The organism is Amycolatopsis sp. NPDC049253 (genome assembly GCF_040678995.1).
Taxonomy (GTDB): Bacteria; Actinomycetota; Actinomycetes; order Mycobacteriales; family Pseudonocardiaceae; genus Amycolatopsis.
This window is the reverse complement of sequence record NZ_JBFAQX010000004.1, coordinates 511370-527098: the sequence shown is the minus strand read 5'-3', so window position 1 is coordinate 527098 and position 15729 is coordinate 511370. Positions and strand designations below refer to the sequence as shown.

Annotated in this window: 16 protein-coding genes and 1 pseudogene; 10 read left to right on the top strand and 7 right to left on the bottom strand. The window is 73.2% G+C overall.

Annotated features, from left to right (window positions below):
* Positions 1-2: 2 nt before the first annotated feature.
* On the top strand, positions 3-212 hold the full coding sequence (locus AB0K15_RS13060; protein WP_364048947.1) for an MbtH family protein: 210 nt from the start codon (positions 3-5) through the stop codon (positions 210-212).
* Between the two features lie 127 nt (positions 213-339).
* Here the strand turns inward: AB0K15_RS13060 and AB0K15_RS13055 are convergent, their stop codons facing one another.
* The 3 genes from AB0K15_RS13055 to AB0K15_RS13045 form a co-directional block, all read right to left on the bottom strand.
* Positions 340-1416, bottom strand: coding sequence for an iron-siderophore ABC transporter substrate-binding protein (locus AB0K15_RS13055; RefSeq protein WP_364048945.1), 1077 nt, complete (start codon positions 1414-1416; stop codon positions 340-342).
* A gap of 101 nt (positions 1417-1517) precedes the next feature.
* Positions 1518-3284 (bottom strand): ABC transporter ATP-binding protein, encoded by a 1767-nt coding sequence (locus tag AB0K15_RS13050; protein WP_364048943.1) that lies wholly within the window; start codon positions 3282-3284, stop codon positions 1518-1520.
* Entirely contained in the window at positions 3281-4972 is a 1692-nt protein-coding gene (locus AB0K15_RS13045) for an ABC transporter ATP-binding protein (RefSeq protein WP_364048941.1), read from the bottom strand. The genes AB0K15_RS13050 and AB0K15_RS13045 overlap by 4 nt, the downstream gene beginning before the upstream one ends.
* A 112-nt stretch (positions 4973-5084) precedes the next feature.
* Between AB0K15_RS13045 and AB0K15_RS13040 the strand changes: the two genes are divergently transcribed.
* The gene (locus AB0K15_RS13040) at positions 5085-6137 is read left to right on the top strand and encodes an iron chelate uptake ABC transporter family permease subunit (protein WP_364048939.1); all 1053 of its coding nucleotides are present in this window, start codon (positions 5085-5087) and stop codon (positions 6135-6137) included.
* Positions 6134-7174, top strand: coding sequence for an iron chelate uptake ABC transporter family permease subunit (locus AB0K15_RS13035; RefSeq protein ID WP_364048937.1), 1041 nt, complete (start codon positions 6134-6136; stop codon positions 7172-7174). Before AB0K15_RS13040 ends, AB0K15_RS13035 begins: the two co-directional genes overlap by 4 nt.
* A gap of 3 nt (positions 7175-7177) precedes the next feature.
* Here the strand turns inward: AB0K15_RS13035 and AB0K15_RS13030 are convergent, their stop codons facing one another.
* Together AB0K15_RS13030 and AB0K15_RS13025 are read right to left on the bottom strand one after the other, a co-directional pair.
* Positions 7178-8017, bottom strand: coding sequence for a DMT family transporter (locus AB0K15_RS13030; protein ID WP_364048935.1), 840 nt, complete (start codon positions 8015-8017; stop codon positions 7178-7180).
* An 85-nt stretch (positions 8018-8102) separates the two neighbouring features.
* Positions 8103-8519, bottom strand: a complete 417-nt coding sequence (locus AB0K15_RS13025) for a barnase inhibitor (protein WP_364048933.1) — start codon at positions 8517-8519, stop codon at positions 8103-8105.
* Between the two features lie 588 nt (positions 8520-9107).
* On the opposite strand from AB0K15_RS13025, the pseudogene AB0K15_RS13020 reads away from it, so the two are divergent.
* The 7 genes and pseudogenes from AB0K15_RS13020 (at position 9108) to AB0K15_RS12990 (ending at position 14262) form a co-directional block, all read left to right on the top strand.
* Positions 9108-9550 (top strand): annotated as a pseudogene (locus tag AB0K15_RS13020) (DUF664 domain-containing protein).
* A 24-nt stretch (positions 9551-9574) separates the two neighbouring features.
* Positions 9575-10285: an MBL fold metallo-hydrolase gene (locus AB0K15_RS13015; protein WP_364048931.1), complete on the top strand. Its 711-nt coding sequence runs from the start codon at positions 9575-9577 to the stop codon at positions 10283-10285.
* A 135-nt stretch (positions 10286-10420) separates the two neighbouring features.
* The gene (locus AB0K15_RS13010) at positions 10421-10501 is read left to right on the top strand and encodes a putative leader peptide (RefSeq protein WP_364049009.1); all 81 of its coding nucleotides are present in this window, start codon (positions 10421-10423) and stop codon (positions 10499-10501) included.
* A gap of 45 nt (positions 10502-10546) precedes the next feature.
* Positions 10547-11380 (top strand): ABC transporter permease, encoded by an 834-nt coding sequence (locus AB0K15_RS13005; RefSeq protein ID WP_364048929.1) that lies wholly within the window; start codon positions 10547-10549, stop codon positions 11378-11380.
* Complete coding sequence (locus AB0K15_RS13000; RefSeq protein ID WP_364048927.1) at positions 11365-12093, top strand: ABC transporter ATP-binding protein; 729 nt, start codon at positions 11365-11367, stop codon at positions 12091-12093. Before AB0K15_RS13005 ends, AB0K15_RS13000 begins: the two co-directional genes overlap by 16 nt.
* Positions 12094-12118: 25 nt before the next feature.
* A complete protein-coding gene (locus tag AB0K15_RS12995) occupies positions 12119-13105 on the top strand; it encodes an ABC transporter substrate-binding protein (protein WP_364049007.1) in 987 nt (328 codons plus the stop codon).
* Positions 13102-14262 carry an LLM class flavin-dependent oxidoreductase gene (locus tag AB0K15_RS12990; protein ID WP_364048925.1) on the top strand — a complete coding sequence of 387 codons (1161 nt, stop codon included), beginning with the start codon at positions 13102-13104 and terminating at the stop codon, positions 14260-14262. The genes AB0K15_RS12995 and AB0K15_RS12990 overlap by 4 nt, the downstream gene beginning before the upstream one ends.
* A 1-nt stretch (position 14263) precedes the next feature.
* Here the strand turns inward: AB0K15_RS12990 and AB0K15_RS12985 are convergent, their stop codons facing one another.
* Both AB0K15_RS12985 and AB0K15_RS12980 read right to left on the bottom strand, forming a co-directional pair.
* A complete protein-coding gene (locus AB0K15_RS12985; protein ID WP_364048923.1) occupies positions 14264-14875 on the bottom strand; it encodes a class F sortase in 612 nt (203 codons plus the stop codon).
* A complete protein-coding gene (locus tag AB0K15_RS12980; RefSeq protein ID WP_364048921.1) occupies positions 14865-15725 on the bottom strand; it encodes a DUF4397 domain-containing protein in 861 nt (286 codons plus the stop codon). Before AB0K15_RS12980 ends, AB0K15_RS12985 begins: the two co-directional genes overlap by 11 nt.
* Positions 15726-15729: the final 4 nt, after the last annotated feature.

Sequence of the window (15729 nt, the reverse complement as noted above, 5' to 3'; positions counted from 1 at the left end):
CCGTGACCAACCCCTTCGAAAACCCCGACGGCACCTACCTCGTGCTCGTCAACGACGAGGGCCAGCACAGCCTGTGGCCGCAGTTCGTCGCCGTTCCGGCGGGCTGGACCACCGCCTTCGGCCCGGACGCCCGCAAGCCGTGCCTCGACTACGTGGAGCGGAACTGGACGGACCTGCGGCCGAAGTCGCTCATCGAGGCCATGGAGTCCTGACCCGGCTACGCGGAACCGCCCGGCCCGACAAGCTCCGGCCGGGCGCCGCGCCGGAAACCCTGTGCACCACACGACAACGCCCGGCCGGAGGAGTTCTCCGGGCCGGGCGTTGTGGCGTGCGGGGGGATCAGGCCGCGGGCTTGACGTCCGTGGCCGGGTTGCCGTCGACGGCGGCGCTGAGCTGGGGGACGATCCGCTCGAGCGTGTAGGGCAGGCTGAGCACGCTGACGAACGACGTGGCGCTGCCGTAGGTGCTCGGGTCCTCGATGAAGACCTCACGCTTCTGCTTCGCGACGTTCAGGCCCGAGTACAGCTTGTCCTTCGCGAGTGCCGCCTGGCCGCCCGGGATGGTGTCGACGATCCAGACCAGGGCGTCGACGTCGAGCAGGTCGGTCCGTTCCGCGCTGATGTTCGCGCCGAACTTGTCGCCGATCAGCTGGTCGAGGTTCAAGGGCAGCTTGAAGCCCAGCGAGGTGAGGATGCGCGAGCGCGGGTCCTCGCTGCCGTAGACGAAGTAGCCGTCGTACTGGGTGGCCATCAGGGCGCTCTTGCCGGCGAACTCCGGGTGCGCGGCGCGGGCCTTGGCGAACTGGTCCTCGACGCCGGCCACGAGCGCGTCGGCTTCCTTCGCCTTGCCCACGGCCCGGCCGACCGTCTTGGTCGTCTCCTGCCACGGGATGCCGTAGTCGTTGTACTGCTTGGGCTGCGCGATCGTCGGCGCGATCTTCGACAGGGTCGTGTACTGCTCCTGCGTGAGCGCGGAGTACAGGCCGATGATGAGGTCCGGCTTGAGGGCGGCGATCTTCTCGTACTGCGGCCCGTCGGTGTCCTTCAGGACAGTCGGCAACGGCGCGTTGCCGAGCTTCGCCTTGGCCCAGGGGGCGATGGCGCCGGGGAAGTTGCCGAGCCAGTCGGTGGTGCCGACGGGCACGACGCCGAGCGCGAGCAGCGAGTCCTGCTCGGTGAGGCCGACGGTGACCACTCGCTGCGGCGCCTTCTCGATCGTGGTCGAGCCGTACTTGTGCTCGATGGTGACCGGGAACGCGCCGGGGTCCGTGGCGGAGGACGCGCCGGTCGAGGCCGGCGCCGCGGGGGCGTCGGAGCCGCACGCCGTGAGCGCGCCGGCGAGCACGAGCGCCGCGGCGAGCGCCCCGGCGGTCCGGGCGCGCCCGCGCGCGGCGGACAGGAGGGAGAAGCGGGCCATCGTCGGTCCTTTGCGGTCGCTCTCGATTAATCAGGTTTGCCTAACCTAAGTCAGATCGCCCGGGCGATGCAACCACGTCGACTGCGGCGAGCCTCACTCCGTTACGAGCCGTCCAGCCGGCGCGTCCCCGACCACGCGGCCCACAACGTCGCGTACTGACCTCCGGCCGCGACCAGCTCGTCGTGCGTGCCCGTCTCCACGACCGCGCCCGCGTCGAGCACCACGATCCGGTCCGACGCCGCCGCCTGCGTGAGCCGGTGCGCCACCACGAGCCCGGTCCGCCCGTCGAGCGCCGCCGCCGCGGCCGCCTCCAGCGTCTTCGCGCCCGCACTGCCCGCTTCGGCCGTGGCCTCGTCGAGGATCGCCACCGGCGGGTCGGCCAGCACGAGCCGCACGAGCGCGAGCTGCTGCGCCTGCGTGACGGTGAGCTGGTGGCCGCCGTCGCCGACCACGGTGTCCAGCCCCTCCGGCAACGCTTCGGCCCACTCCAGCGCGCCGACAGCCGTGAGCGCCGAGCGCAAGTCCTCTTCGGACGCTTCGGGCCGCGCCAGCCGCAGGTCGTCGGCCAGCGTGCCGCTGAAGACGTGCACCTCCTGGCTGATCAGCGCCACGGTGCGCCGCGTCTGGGCCGGGCCGAGCTCCGCGAGCGGCACGCCGCCGAGCGACACCGAACCCGAGCCCGGCCGGTGGATGCCCGCGATGAGCTTCGCCAGCGTCGTCTTGCCCGCGCCGCTCGCGCCGACCAGGGCGACGCGTTCGCCGGGCGCCAGGTCGAGGTCCACCTCCCGCAGCACCGGGTGACCGTCCACATAGGAGTGCCGCAGCGCGCCGGCCTTCACCGACGAGTCGACCGGCCGGGCCGGCCGCTGCGGTTCCGCGGGCGCGGGCAGGTCGGCCACACCGATCAGCCGCGCGAGGCTCGCCGCGGCCGCCTGTGCGTCGTCGACGAGCGCGAGCGCCGTGTTGATCGGGCCGAACAGGCTGTGGAAGTACAGCGCCGCCGCGGTGGCGACACCGACTGTCGCGAGGTTCGCGCCCACGAGCAGGTAACCCGCCGCGAGCACGGCCGAGAGCCCGACGAACTCCGCGAGGTTCAGCCGGCCGAAGAACCGCGTGACCAGCCGGATCCCGCGCAGCGCCAGCTCGACGGCGCCGTCCGAACGCTGCCGCACGCGCTCCACGTGCTCGTCGGCCAGCCGGAACGCGCGCACGGTCTTGGCGCCGCCGATCGTGTCGAGCAGCTGTTGTTGCTGCGCACCGATGGCGGCCCGTTGCGCCGCGTAGAGCGGCTTCGCCGGCCGGACGTACCAGCGCACGGTGTGCAGCTGGATCGGCACGGCCAGCAGGGCCGCGAGGAGAAACCGCCAGTCGAGCACGGCCATGGCCACCAGCGTCAGCACGATCGTGAGCACCGACCGGCCCAGCTCCGGCAGCGCCTCGCGCACCGCCTCCGCGACGACCGAGACGTCGTTGGTCATGCGCGTGGTGAGGTCGCCGGAGCCGGCCTTCTCGACCTGTTCCAGTGGCAGGCCCAGCGCGCGGTCCACGAACCGCTCCCGCAGGTCCGCCAGCATCGTCTCGCCGAGGCGCGCGAGCATCGAGGTCCCGACGGCCGTGGCGATCGCCGAGGCGACCGCCACGAGCACGAGTTCCACCACCGGCGTCACGAGGTCAGTTGCCGGGCGGTGCTGCGCGACGATGTCGACGACGCGGCCCAGCAGGGGCGCGGTGAGCAGGCCGACGGCCGTGGCGGCCACGACGAAGGCGAACGACCCGGCCGCGCGCGCCTTCGAGCGGCGCACCAGTTCGCCCAGTACGGCGCGGATGCGGTGCCCGTCCGTGGTCGGGAGCAGTTCGCGGGTGCTCACGAGAGCACCGCCGCGCGGTAGTCGGCGCGCTCGCGCACGAGGCCGGCGTGCTCGCCCTCGGCGACCACCCGCCCTTCGTCGAGCAGCACTACGCGGTCGGTGGCCGCGAGCAGGGCCGGGCTGGTCGTCACCACGATCGTGGTGCGGCCGCGGCGCAACCGGGCGATGCCGTCGGCGATCCGGGCTTCGGTCACCGTGTCGACGGCTGTGGTCGGGTCGTGCAGCACCAGCACCGGCGTGTCCGCGGCCAGCGCCCGCGCCAGCGCGACGCGTTGCCGTTGCCCGCCCGAGAGCGAGCGCCCCCGTTCGGTGACGGCCGTGGCCGTGCCGGACGGCAGCGTGCTCGCCACCTCGTCGGCGGCCGCGGCCGCCAGCACCCCGTCCGGCACCGCCGGGCCACCCGCTCGCACGTTCTCCTCCAGGGTTCCTTCGAACAGGTCGGCGTCGTGGGCGGCGACGAGCACCACCTCCCGGACGCGGTCCGGGTCCACAGTGGACAGGTCGACCGCGTCGACGCGCACCACGCCGGTGCCCGGGTCGGTGAACCGGCCGAGGCAGTCGAGCAGGTCGGTGGCCGTGGCCGGGTCCGCGGTGACGACCCCCAGCAGCTGCCCGGCGGGCACGGACAGGTCCAGCTCCCGCAGCTTTCCGTGCGTCACACGGGAAAGCTCGATGCCGCCCGCGGCCGGCGCCGGCAGCGAGGCGCTGCCCTCGGGCACCGCAAGCGGCGAATCGAGCACGGCCGCGACGCGTCCGGCCGACGCGCGACCCTGGGCGAACTGGCCGTTGACCCACGCGAAGATCGAGAAGGGCGTCTGCAGGAACTGCGCGAGCCCGACCGCCGCCACGAGGTCGCCGACGCTGATGTCGCCGTTGACCGCGAGGTTCCCGCCGACGAGCGCCACCAGCGCGATGAAGATGCCCGTCAACGCGAGCAGGGCGCCGTTGTGCCAGGCCTGCGCGCGGGCGGCGCGCACGGTGGCCAGCAGCGAATCCCGGCTGGTGCGGCGATACCGGTCGACGGCGGCCGGCTCCGCGCCGATGCCCTTGAGCACCCGCAGCCCCGCCACCAGGTCGGCCGCGACGCCCGACGCGTGCGCGGCGCGCTCCTGCTCCACCTCGCTGCGCTTCTCCAGCGGCTTGCCGATCAGGTGGGCGACGAACAGCAACGGGGGAGTGCCGAGCAGCACCAGCAGGCCGAGCGGCACCGACATCCGCAGCAGCGCGACGGCGCTGACCACGAGGCCCGCCAGCGCCGAGATCCCGAACGGCAGCGTCGCGTTGATCATCCCGACGCGGCGCGCGTCCGACGTCCCGATGCTGGCCAGCTCACCCGCGAGCGCACCCGTTTCGGTGCCGCCGCGCGAATGGAGCACGCGCCGGGACAGCGACAGCCGGATGTCGTGCGCGGCGCGCTCGGCCGCGCGTTCCGCGGCCCGCGCGCCGAAGCGGTAGCTGGTGGACAGCACCAGGAACACCACCGCCAGCACCCCGAGCCAGGTGAGCAGCGTGAGCACGGAGCTGTCGGCCACGGCGTGGTCGATCACCACCCCGATCACCACGGGCACCAGGGCTTCGCCCCCCTGGTGCGCGGCGGCGAGGACCGACGAGACCGTCACCGCCCCCCGCTGTCCGGAGATCGCGCGCCGCAGCACGTCCCGCCCGGTCGTCGCTGCAGCCGTCGTCACCGGCGCCCTCCCTTTCGCTCCACCTGTCCAGCGTGCCGCCCGCACCGCGATGATAGGTAAGGCTAGTCTAAGAAACGCCCGCGAAGGAGTGCCCGGTCCCCAGGAGGTGTCGGTGGTCGTCAGCGTCAGCCCACCCGTGGCGGCGGGGCCACCCGCACACCGGGGGCGGGCCCGAACCCTGCGCGGCGGCGGCCTGGTGTGTGCCGTCGCGCTGCTCGTGCTGATCATGCTCGTGAGCCTCTGGGTGGGCTCGAAGAGCATCCCGTTCGGCTCGACCTGGTCGGTGCTCTGGCACAACGACGGCAGCGCGGACGCGGTCATCATCCACGACCAGCGGCTGCCGCGGACGCTGCTCGGCGCCCTCGTCGGCGCCGCTCTCGGCCTCGCCGGCGCGGTGATGCAGGCGCTCACCCGCAACCCGCTCGCCGACCCGGGCCTGCTCGGGGTGAACAACGGCGCGGCCGCCGCGGTGGTCTCGGCCATCGCGTTCGCCGGCGTCACGACGGTGCTCGGCTACGTGTGGTTCGCGTTCCTCGGCGCCGCGGTCGCCTCGGTGGTGGTCTACCTGCTCGGCACGGCGGGCCGCGGCGGCGCGACGCCCGACCGGCTGGTGATGTCGGGTGCGGCGCTCACGGCGGTGCTGCAGGCCTACATCGGCGCGGTGCTGCTCATCGAGCCCGACACGTTCAACCAGTTCCGGTTCTGGAACGTCGGCTCGCTCAGCGGCCGCCGCGCGGACGTGCTGGTGCAGGTGTCGCCGTTCGTCGCCGTCGGCATCGTGCTGGCGCTGCTGCTGGCGCGGCCGCTGAACGTGCTCGCGCTCGGCGAGCAGACCGGCAAGGCGCTCGGCGCGCACATCGGCCGCACGCGGGTCATGGGCGCGATCGCGGTCACCCTGCTGTGCGGGGCGTCGACGGCGGCCATCGGGCCGATCGCGTTCATCGGGCTGGCGGTGCCGCAGGCCGTGCGGATCCTGGTGGGTCCGGACCAGCGGTGGGTGCTGCCGTATTCGATGATCCTGTCGCCGGTGCTGCTGATCGGGTCCGACGTGATCGGCCGCATCCTCAACCCGCCCGAGGAGCTGCAAGTGGGCATTGTGACGGCGTTCCTCGGCGCGCCGGTGTTCATCGCGCTGTGCCGGCGCCGGAAGCTGGCGCGCCTGTGACCGCGATCGAGGAACGTCCCGTCCGGGTGCGGCGGGTTTCGCTGCGGGTGACGCCGCGCGCGCTGGTGGTGGGCATCGTGCTCGCCGTGGTGCTGTTCGTGCTCAGCGCCGTGAGCATGACGACGGGCGACTACCCGCTGTCGGTGCTCGACGTCGTGAAGACGCTCTTCGGTTTCGGCGACGCGGGCACCGACTTCATCGTGACCACGCTCCGGCTGCCGCGGCTGCTGCTCGCGGTCCTGGTCGGCGCGGCGCTCGCGGTGAGTGGTGGCGTGCTGCAGAGCCTGTTCGGCAACCCGCTGGGCAGCCCGGACGTCATCGGGTTCACCGAGGGCTCGGCGACCGGCGCGCTGCTCGTGATCGTGCTGGCGCACGGCGGCTCCGGCGAGGTGGCGCTCGGCGCGCTCGTCGGCGGGGTCCTCACGGCGCTGGCCGTCGGGCTGCTCGCCTACCGGCGCGGGCTGCAGGGCTTCCGGATGATCCTGGTCGGCATCGGCGTCGCGGCCATGCTCACGGCCGCGAACTCGTACCTGATCACGCGGGCTTCGCTGCAGGACGCGTACGCCGCGCAGGCGTGGCTCGTCGGTGGCCTCAACGGCCGCGGCTGGGACGAGATCTGGCCGGTCGCGATCGCCGTGGTGGTGCTGCTGCCGCTCGCGTTCGGTTACGGCCGGCGGCTCGCGCTGCTGGAGATGGGCGACGACTCGGCCAAGGGGCTCGGTGTGCCGGTGGAGCGCAGCCGGGCGGTGCTGCTCGCGGTGGCCGTGACGCTGTGCGCGATCGCCACCGCCGCGACGGGACCCATCGCGTTCGTCGCGCTGGCCGCGCCGCAGCTGGCGAAACGGCTGGCGCGCTCGGCGAAACCGGCGCTGGTGTCGTCGGCCCTGATGGGAGCGCTGCTGCTCGTGGCCAGCGATCTGGTCACGCGCCTGGTGTTCGGCGAGGAAGGCCTGCCGGTCGGCATCGCGACCGGCGCGATCGGCGGCCTCTACCTGATGTGGCTGCTGTCGAACCAGTGGCGGCGCAACCGCGGCTGACCCTCAGGCGGGCTGCTCGATCGGCGCCGGCTCGCCGAACCGCGCCAGCGCGAGCGCCGCGGTGACCGCGAGCACGAACCCGGCGACGGCCACGATCACGAAGCCGGGCCGTGTGCGGTCGCCGAGCAGCACCACACCGATGAGTGACGGCAGCACGGTCTCGCCGAGCACCATCATCGCGGTCGAGGTGGTCACGCTGCCGCGCTGCAACGCCGTGGCGTAGAACAGCATCGCCATGCCGCCGGACACCGCGACGAGGTAGAGCGCGGGGTCGGTCAGCAGGTCGAGCGGGGCGAGGCTCGGGATGATCCGGCCCGCGACGGCGACCAGTCCGAAGCACAGCCCGGCGATCAGGCCCAGCGCGGGCGTCCGGACGCGGCGCCCGGCCTTGCCCGCCACGATCCCGGCCAGCCCGAGCACGACCACGGCGCCGGCGAGCGCGAGGCGGAAGCCCAGGCCCACCTGGTCCGAACCTTCGCTCTGCGCCGACGAACCCAGCAGCGCGAGGCCCGCGCAGACCACGACCACGGCCGCCCACTCGCGCGCCCCGAGCCGCACGCCGAACACCCGCGCGGCCACGGCCGTCACGGCCAGGCTCGCCGCCTGCGTGGCCTGCACGACGAACAGCGGCAACACGTGCAGGGCGGCGATCTGCGCGACGAACCCGAGCACGTCGAGACCCAGGCCGGCGACGTACTTCCACTGCCGCAGCACCCGCAGCAGCAGCCGCGGGTCGACCCCCGCGCCCGCGTCGGGCGTCGCCTTCGCCGCCACGGCCTGCATCACCGAAGCGACGCCGTACGCCACGGCCGAGAGCAGCGCACACAGCAGTCCCCACACCATGACCGTCACCCTATTCCGGGCGGGGCGGCGGAGCTCAGGCCGTTCCCCCGGCGGAGGACCGGCCCGGTGCGGGCCGCCGCGCCGGTCAGGCCAGCTCGAGCAGGACGCCGTCCTCGGCTTCGCGGCCGCCGGGGCCGTGGATGCGGATGATGTCGACGATCTCGTCGAACAGGGTCGGGCCCTCACCCCGCCGCGCGGCGGCGATCCGGGCCTCGATCGAGGGCCGGTTCGACGGGTGGCAGGTCCGGAGCAGCTCGGTCAGCCGGAGGATCGTCGCGCCGTAGCCGAGGGCGGCACGGGACGCCTCCGAGTCGAGCCAGCGCAGGACCCAGCCGCCGCCGGGGGTGCCGAAGCCTCCCCGGAGCACGTCGTTGAACGCGTCGAGGCTGCCGCGCCAGCGGTAGCCGTCGAGCAGGCGCGAAAACTCGCGGGTGAACCCGGCGAAGTCGGAGAACCGGGAGCCGTCGACGACCAGCACCGGAAGGTCGCTGTGGCCGGTCATGGTGCCAGCATGGCACGACCCGCGCTGTAGGCTGCCTGTCTTGCGTCAGGATCTCGGCCGCGTTGGAGGCCCTGCAAGGTCGGTGGTCGAGTGCCAAACCCAGCGTCGCAGGCGGCATCCCGACCGAACGGCCAGGTTCCCTCGCCTCGTGGCGGCCCGTACGTTCGCCGACTCCAAGCGTTCGCCGCTGCGGCAAGGTCGTCTGCTGCAGCCATCGTTTCGACGTACGAGGGTGTCGCCGCCGCTCGGAGCCGGTTGTCCTCGGTGTATCCCAGGACCACACACCGCAGCTGCCGACCCGTCGCCGGCCACGGTTCGCCGGGCTCGTCCGTGATGTGTGCGCGGTCCACAAAACCGCGTTCACCTGTGGCCTGGGTTTGCTTCCACGTGGACACCGACATCGGGCTCCACCCCATGTCGCCGCGCGGCCTCGGCCGCGGTCAGCTCACCGGACAGCACCGCGAGTGCAACCCTGACCTTGGCCTCGACCGGGACCTTCGACCGCCGCGTTCTAGCCATGGTCCCCCTTCCGGCTGCCGCGCTCGGGGCGTAAACCGAGCGGCCCTGCCAGGAAGTTCGATGCGGGAGATGCGCGGCACGTCGAACACGAGTTCGAAGGTCGAGCGGGCGTGGCCCGGCCCGCTGAGCTGCGACGAGCTGACCGTGCAGCTGCGCTTCCTCGACTTCCGGCGGGCGACCGCCGTCGACAAGGTCGCGGGCCTCACCCGGGAGCAGGCGGCCGCGACGCCGCTGCCGAGCTCGCCGCGGACGAGTGCGCCCGGGGTGGTCAAGGACCTGACGGCCGTCGAACGGTGGTGGCTCTCGATCGAGGCCGGTGGTCGCCGCCGACCGCGCGGAGTGTGAGCGGTCGGCGGCCGCGCTGGCCGGGCTCACGCCCGGGGACCGGACGCGCCGCGGCGGGGAGTTCACCGTGCGGTGGGTGCCGGCCCAACGTCGTGCAGGAGACCGCCCGCCACGCCGGTCACCTCGACGCGCTGAGGGAGCTCGCCGACGGCGAAGTGGGGGAGTGAGCACCGGGTCGTTACGCTGCCCGCATGGCAGACCAGCTGTACTTCCGCCAATTGCTCGCCGGCCGGGATTTCGCGGTCGGGGACCCGGTCGCGACGCAGATGGTCAACTTCGCCTACCTGATCGGCGACCGCGAGTCGGGTGAGGCCGTGATCGTCGATCCGGCCTACGCGGTGGGCGACCTGGTGCAGGTGCTCCACGACGACGGCATGCGCCTGGTCGGTGTGCTCGCCACGCACCACCACCCCGACCACGTCGGCGGCGACATGATGGGCTTCTCGCTGCCCGGGATCGCCGAGCTGCTCGCGATCCAGCAGGTGCCGATCCACGTCAACACCGAAGAGACCGAGTGGGTCCGCCGCGTCACCGGCGTCTCCGGCACCGATCTGCGCGCGCACGATCACGACGACGTGCTCGGCGTCGGCGCGGTCGACATCCGGCTCCTGCACACGCCCGGCCACACGCCGGGCAGCCAGTGCTTCCTCGTCGGCGACCGGCTCGTCTCGGGCGACACGCTGTTCCTCGAGGGCTGCGGCCGCACCGACTTCCCCGGCGGTGACGCCGACGCGATCTACCGCAGCCTCCAGTGGCTCGCGACGCTGCCGGGCGACCCCGTCGTCTACCCGGGGCACCAGTACTCGGCCGAGCCGTCGGCCGCGCTGTCGCACGTGAAGGACACCAATTTCGTGTTCCGGCCCCGCTCGCTCGACGAGTGGCACCGGATGTTCGGCGCCTGACGGCGTCCCACTCCTCGGATACCCCGCGCCGCCGAGGCCGGGCACAGGTGGCACAAGAGCCGCCGGAGTACCAGTGCCTGGGAGCGGGCGCGGGTTTTGTTGACGCGGTCCGCCGGATCGGGTGAAGCTCGGGACATGAACCTCGGCGCGCTGCTCGTGAGCCGCCTGCACGTCGACCTCCGGCGGCAGGCGAGCGCGATCTGCCGTCCGCGCTGAGCATTTCCCTTTCCCCGTAGCAAAACCCGTACCCGGGAGAAATCCGTGTCGATTTCCACCACGGGCGTGCTGGCGCGCGCCCGAAAACCCGAGGCCACCGGTCCACCCAGGCCTGCCCGGCGGACTTCCGCGCGCCGGGTCTCCCTGCGCCGCTGGATCAGCCCGGTCGTGCTCGTGGCCGCGTGGCAGCTCGCGAGCGCCACCGGCGTGCTGCCCCCGGAGAAGCTCAGCGCCCCGTGGACGGTGCTGACCAGCGCGTTCGACCTCGCTCGCACCGGTGAGCTGGGCAACGCCTTCGTCGTGTCGCTCGGCCGGGTCGGGGCGGGTTTCGCGATCGGCGCCGTCGTCGGAGTGCTGCTCGGGATCGTCGCCGGCCTGTCGCGCTGGGGCGAGGCGCTGGTCGACCCGCCCGTGCAGATGCTGCGGACGCTGCCGTTCCTCGGGCTGATCCCGTTGTTCATCCTGTGGTTCGGGATCGGCGAGGAGACGAAGATCGTGCTCGTGGCCCTCGGGGTCGCGTTCCCGCTCTACCTGAATGTCCACTCGGGAATCCGCACGGCCGACGCCCGGCTGGTGGAAGCCGCGCGGGCACTGGGTTTCACGCGCGGCGAACGGCTGTGGCACGTGGTGCTGCCCGGTGCGCTGCCGCAGGCGCTGGTGGGGCTGCGGCAGTCGCTCGGGCTGGCGTGGCTGGCACTGATCGTCGGCGAGACCGTGAACGCCGACGCCGGCCTGGGCTACCTCATCAACAACGCGCGGGAATTCCTCCGCACCGACGTCGTGGTGGTCGGCCTGATCGTCTACGCGATCCTCGGCCTCGCGACCGACGCGCTGGTGCGGGTCCTGGAACGGAGGGCACTGCGATGGCTGGCCCCGTGACGCCGGTGGTCGCGGTGCGCGACCTGACGAAACGGTTCGGCGAGCGGACCGTCCTCGACGGACTGGAGCTCGAGATCGGCCGCGGCGAGTTCGTCGCGCTGCTCGGCCGCAGCGGCTCGGGCAAGTCGACGCTGCTGCGTGTCCTCGCCGGGCTCGACACGGACCTCGACGGCGCCGCGCACGTCGAGGGCACCGTGTCGGTCGCGTTCCAGCAGCCGCGTCTGCTGCCGTGGCGCAAGGTCTGGCGCAACGTCGTGCTCGGCCTGCGCCGAGACGGCGAGAACCGCTCGCGAGACCGCCGCGTCGCGGAGCAGGCGCTGGAGGAAGTGCGCCTGTCCGGGCACGAGGACGACTGGCCGCTGACGCTGTCCGGTGGTGAGGCACAACGGGTTTCGCTCGCCCGCGCGCTGGTGCGCGAGCCGGACCTGCTGCTGCTCGACGAACCCTTCGGCGCGCTCGACGCGCTGACGCGCCTCGCGATGCATCGGCTCGTCGAACGCCTGTGGCGCACGCACGAACCCGCGGTGCTGCTCGTGACCCACGACGTCGACGAGGCCCTGCTGCTCGCCGACCGCGTGCTGGTCCTCGACGAGGGCCGCATCGTCTCCGAACACGTCCTCGGCCACCCGCGGCCGCGGACGGCGACCGACCACGCCGACGTGCGCTCACGCGTGCTGGCCGACCTGGGAGTGACCGAAGGTGCACCTGCGTAACGCCGTCCGCACCGCCGCAGCCGCGGTGCTCCTGCTCGGCGGGCTCACCGCCTGCTCCGCCTCCGGGGCGGCGAGCGGACCCGCGCCCGTGCCCGCTCCCGTCTCGGCGGCCGACCTGGCGAAGGTGACACTGCGGGTCGGCGACCAGAAGGGTGGCGTGAAGTCCCTGCTCACGGCGGCGAACCTGCTGTCCGACGTGCCCTACCGCATCGAATGGTCCACCTTCACGTCCGGGCCGCCGCTGCTGGAGGCGGCCTCGGCGGGTGCGATCGACATCGGCCGCGTCGGCAACACGCCGCCCATCTTCGCGGCCGCGGCGAAGGCGAAGATCTCGGTGGTCAGCGTCGCGAAGAGCAACGTCGAACGTGAGGCCATCCTCGTGCCGCCGGACTCACCGTTGAAGGACGTGGCTTCCTTGCGGGGCAAGACGATCGCGGTGTCGAAGGGCAGCTCCGCCCACGGGCAGCTGCTGAATACCCTCAAGCGCGCGGGAATGTCCACGAAGGACGTCAAGCTGTCGTTCCTGCAGCCCTCGGAGGCGTACGCGGCGTTCACCCAGCACCAGGTGGACGCGTGGGCGATCTGGGACCCCTACACGGCTCAGGCGCAGCTCGACGCGCACGCCCGCGTGCTCTCCGACGGCCGCGGCAGCTCGAACGGCCTCGCGTTCGAGACCGCGAGCACCGGCGCGCTGGCCGACCCAGGCCGCAACTCCGCCATCCGGGACTTCGTGAAGCGCGTGGTCAAGGCGCAGCTGTGGGCGGACACCCACCGCGACGCGTGGGCGAAGGCGTGGGCCGCCGAGACGGGCCTGGAGCCCGCGGTGGCGCAGAAGGCCGTGTCCGCCGGGCGCGACGAGCCGATCCCGCTCGACGACTCGGTCGTCGCGTCGGAGCAGCAGCTGGCCGACGCCTTCACCGAGGATGGCACGTTGCCCGGGAAGGTCGATTTCGCGGCGTTCGCCGACCGCCGCTACGGGCCCGACATCGAAGCCGTGAGGAGCAACGGATGAGCCTGAAACTCCACTGGTTCCTGCCGACGAGCGGCGACGGCCGCACGATCGTGGAACGCTTCCACGCCAACAAGTCCCTGGGCCGAGCCGCGCAGCGACCGGCGGACGTCGACTACCTCGCCCAGATCGCGCGGGCGGCCGAGCAGCTCGGGTTCGAGGGCGTGCTCACGCCCACCGGCACGTGGTGCGAGGACGCGTGGCTCACCACCGCCGCGCTGATCCGGGAAACGCGCCGGCTGAAGTTCCTGGTCGCGTTCCGGCCCGGGGTCATCTCGCCGACCCTGGCCGCGCAGATGGCCGGCACGTTCCAGCGCCTGTCGTCGGGCCGGGTGCTGCTCAACATCGTGACCGGCGGCGACGCGGTGGAGCAGCGCCGCTTCGGCGACTGGCACGACCACGACGCCCGCTACGCCCGCACCGACGAGTTCCTCACGATCGTGCGCGGCGTGTGGTCGGGCCGCCCGTTCGACTTCGCAGGCGAGCACCTGGAGGTCGCGGGCGCGACGACGCTGGCCGCGCCGGATCCGGTGCCACCGCTGTACTTCGGCGGCTCGTCGCCCGCCGCGCTGCCGGTGGCCGCGCGGCACGCCGACGTCTACCTGACGTGGGGCGAGCCACCCGCGCAGGTCGCGGAGAAGATCGGGAAGGTGCGCGCGCTGGCCGCGGCCGAAGGCCGGACCGTCCGGTTCGGCGTCCGCCTGCACACGATCGCGCGCGACACGTCGGCGGAGGCGTGGGCCGAAGCGCAGCGCCTGCTCGACGCGCTCGACCCGGCGCAGGTCGCGCAGGCACAGGCCCAGCTCGCCGCGAGTGAGTCCGAGGGACAGCGGCGGATGGTCGCGTTGCACGGCGGCCGCCTCGACGCGGGCGCGCGCGGGCTCGAGATCCACCCGCATCTGTGGGCCGGCATCGGTCTCGTGCGCGGCGGCGCGGGCACGGCGCTGGTCGGCAGCCACGAGGAGATCGCCGACCTGATCGAGGAGTACCACGCGGCCGGCGTCTCCGAGTTCGTGTTGTCCGGTTACCCGCACCTGGAGGAGGCGTACTGGTTCGCGGAGGGCGTGCGGCCGGTTCTGGCCCGGCGCGGTCTCCTGGCCGGCGAGCCCGTGCCGCGGCTCCCGGAGGAGCTCGCGCAGCGGAGCGTGGCGGCCCAGTAGGTCAGGTCCAGCGGGTCGAGGCGTAGACCACCACGTTGTCCCGATAGGACCGGGCGGCGGCGTCGAAGGCGCCGCCGCAGGTGATCAGGCGCAGCGCGGCACCCGGGGCGGGGCCGTACACGGTGTCGGTCGGGAAGGCGTCCTTCGGGTAGCGCTGCACGGCGTCGACGACGAAGCGGGCGGCGGCGCCGTCGGAGCGTTCGACGCGGACCTCGTCTCCCGGCCGAAGCTCGCGCAGGCGGAAGAACGGCGCCGGGCCGGACCGGGAGTCCACGTGGGCGGCGATCACCGCAGGCCCGGGATCACCCGGTGCCGGGCCGGCGGCGTACCAGCCGACGTCGGCGAAGCTCGCCGGCGCCTGCAGCTCGTGCGCCGGGCCGAGGGCGAGCGGGACCAGTCCGCGCACGTCGATCCCGATCTCCGGGATCGTCAGGCGGACCGGGCTCACATCCGCCGCGGGCGGCAGCGGCCCGACACTGCCGCGCGGCTCGGTGGCTGTCGTGACGGGAGGCGAGGCGGGTGTCGTCGCGGGGACCACTGTGGACGGTGCAGGCGCGCACGCGGCGCAGGCCAGCACGACCGCGCAGCACGCCCGGATCAGGTCAGCGCGCACGGCCTTCCCGAATCCGCCGGACCAGCGGCGTGAGCACCAGCACGAGCAGGAACACCACGACACCGGCCGCGAACCACGGTTCGGAGTGGTCGCCGCCGGACGCCGTGCCGCCGCCCCCGGTCTCGACGCCGAGCTTCGGCGGGTTCGGCAGATCGGCGCCGTCGGAGATCGGGGTCGCCTTCAACGCCCCGTTGTCCTGCGTCACGAGCAACGTCGTCGATGAGCCGGCCGCCACGGGGACGTCGGCGTTCGCCTTGACGCTGCCGCTCGTCAGCTGCACCGGGACGATGCCCTCCGGTACCTCGGCGTACGGCGTGGTGTCGCCGTAGGCCGCGTTCGTGGCCAGTGCCATGCCGTCCGGCCCGCCGACGGTCACCGGCGCGGGCGTCGCCGACCCTTCGACCACGCGCACGCGGCCCTTGCCCGGGCCCGGCGCGGTGAGGTCGTCGGTCACGAGAGTGCCGCGCAGCGTCTGGTCCGGACCGTTCTCGAACACCAGCAGCGAGTGGGCGGTCTGCTGCTCGACCGAGATCGTCGCGCTGAGCGCGGGCGCGGTCGTCGGCGCGGCGTCGGCGGGCCGCATCGAGAGCGTGTACCGGCCCGGGTCCAGCGAGGAGTACGGCGTGACGGCGCCGTAGCCCGCCTTGCGGATGACCACCTTCCCGGGCTGCCCGAACGGCGCGAAGTAGATGTCGACCGGTGGCACGCCCGGTGACAGGTGCCCGACGCGGATCCAGCCGACGCCGGGTCCCGGGCCGGTGGCCGCGCCCGCGGCGGGAGTGGTCGTCAACAGCAGCAGCCCGGCGGCCGCGAGAAGACCGGTGGGTCTCAGGAGTGTTCGAAGGCGCATCGGA

What these genes read in the sequence shown, in the direction of transcription:
- AB0K15_RS13055 (WP_364048945.1), bottom strand. Translation starts at nt 1,416, where the DNA reads ATGGCCCGCTTCTCCCTCCTGTCCGCCGCGCGCGGGCGCGCCCGGACC.
- AB0K15_RS13030 (WP_364048935.1), bottom strand. Translation starts at nt 8,017, where the DNA reads ATGGTGTGGGGACTGCTGTGTGCGCTGCTCTCGGCCGTGGCGTACGGC.
- AB0K15_RS13025 (WP_364048933.1), bottom strand. Translation starts at nt 8,519, where the DNA reads ATGACCGGCCACAGCGACCTTCCGGTGCTGGTCGTCGACGGCTCCCGG.
- AB0K15_RS13015 (WP_364048931.1), top strand. Translation starts at nt 9,575, where the DNA reads ATGGCAGACCAGCTGTACTTCCGCCAATTGCTCGCCGGCCGGGATTTC.
- AB0K15_RS13010 (WP_364049009.1), top strand. Translation starts at nt 10,421, where the DNA reads ATGAACCTCGGCGCGCTGCTCGTGAGCCGCCTGCACGTCGACCTCCGG.
- AB0K15_RS13000 (WP_364048927.1), top strand. Translation starts at nt 11,365, where the DNA reads ATGGCTGGCCCCGTGACGCCGGTGGTCGCGGTGCGCGACCTGACGAAA.
- AB0K15_RS12990 (WP_364048925.1), top strand. Translation starts at nt 13,102, where the DNA reads ATGAGCCTGAAACTCCACTGGTTCCTGCCGACGAGCGGCGACGGCCGC.
- AB0K15_RS12980 (WP_364048921.1), bottom strand. Translation starts at nt 15,725, where the DNA reads ATGCGCCTTCGAACACTCCTGAGACCCACCGGTCTTCTCGCGGCCGCC.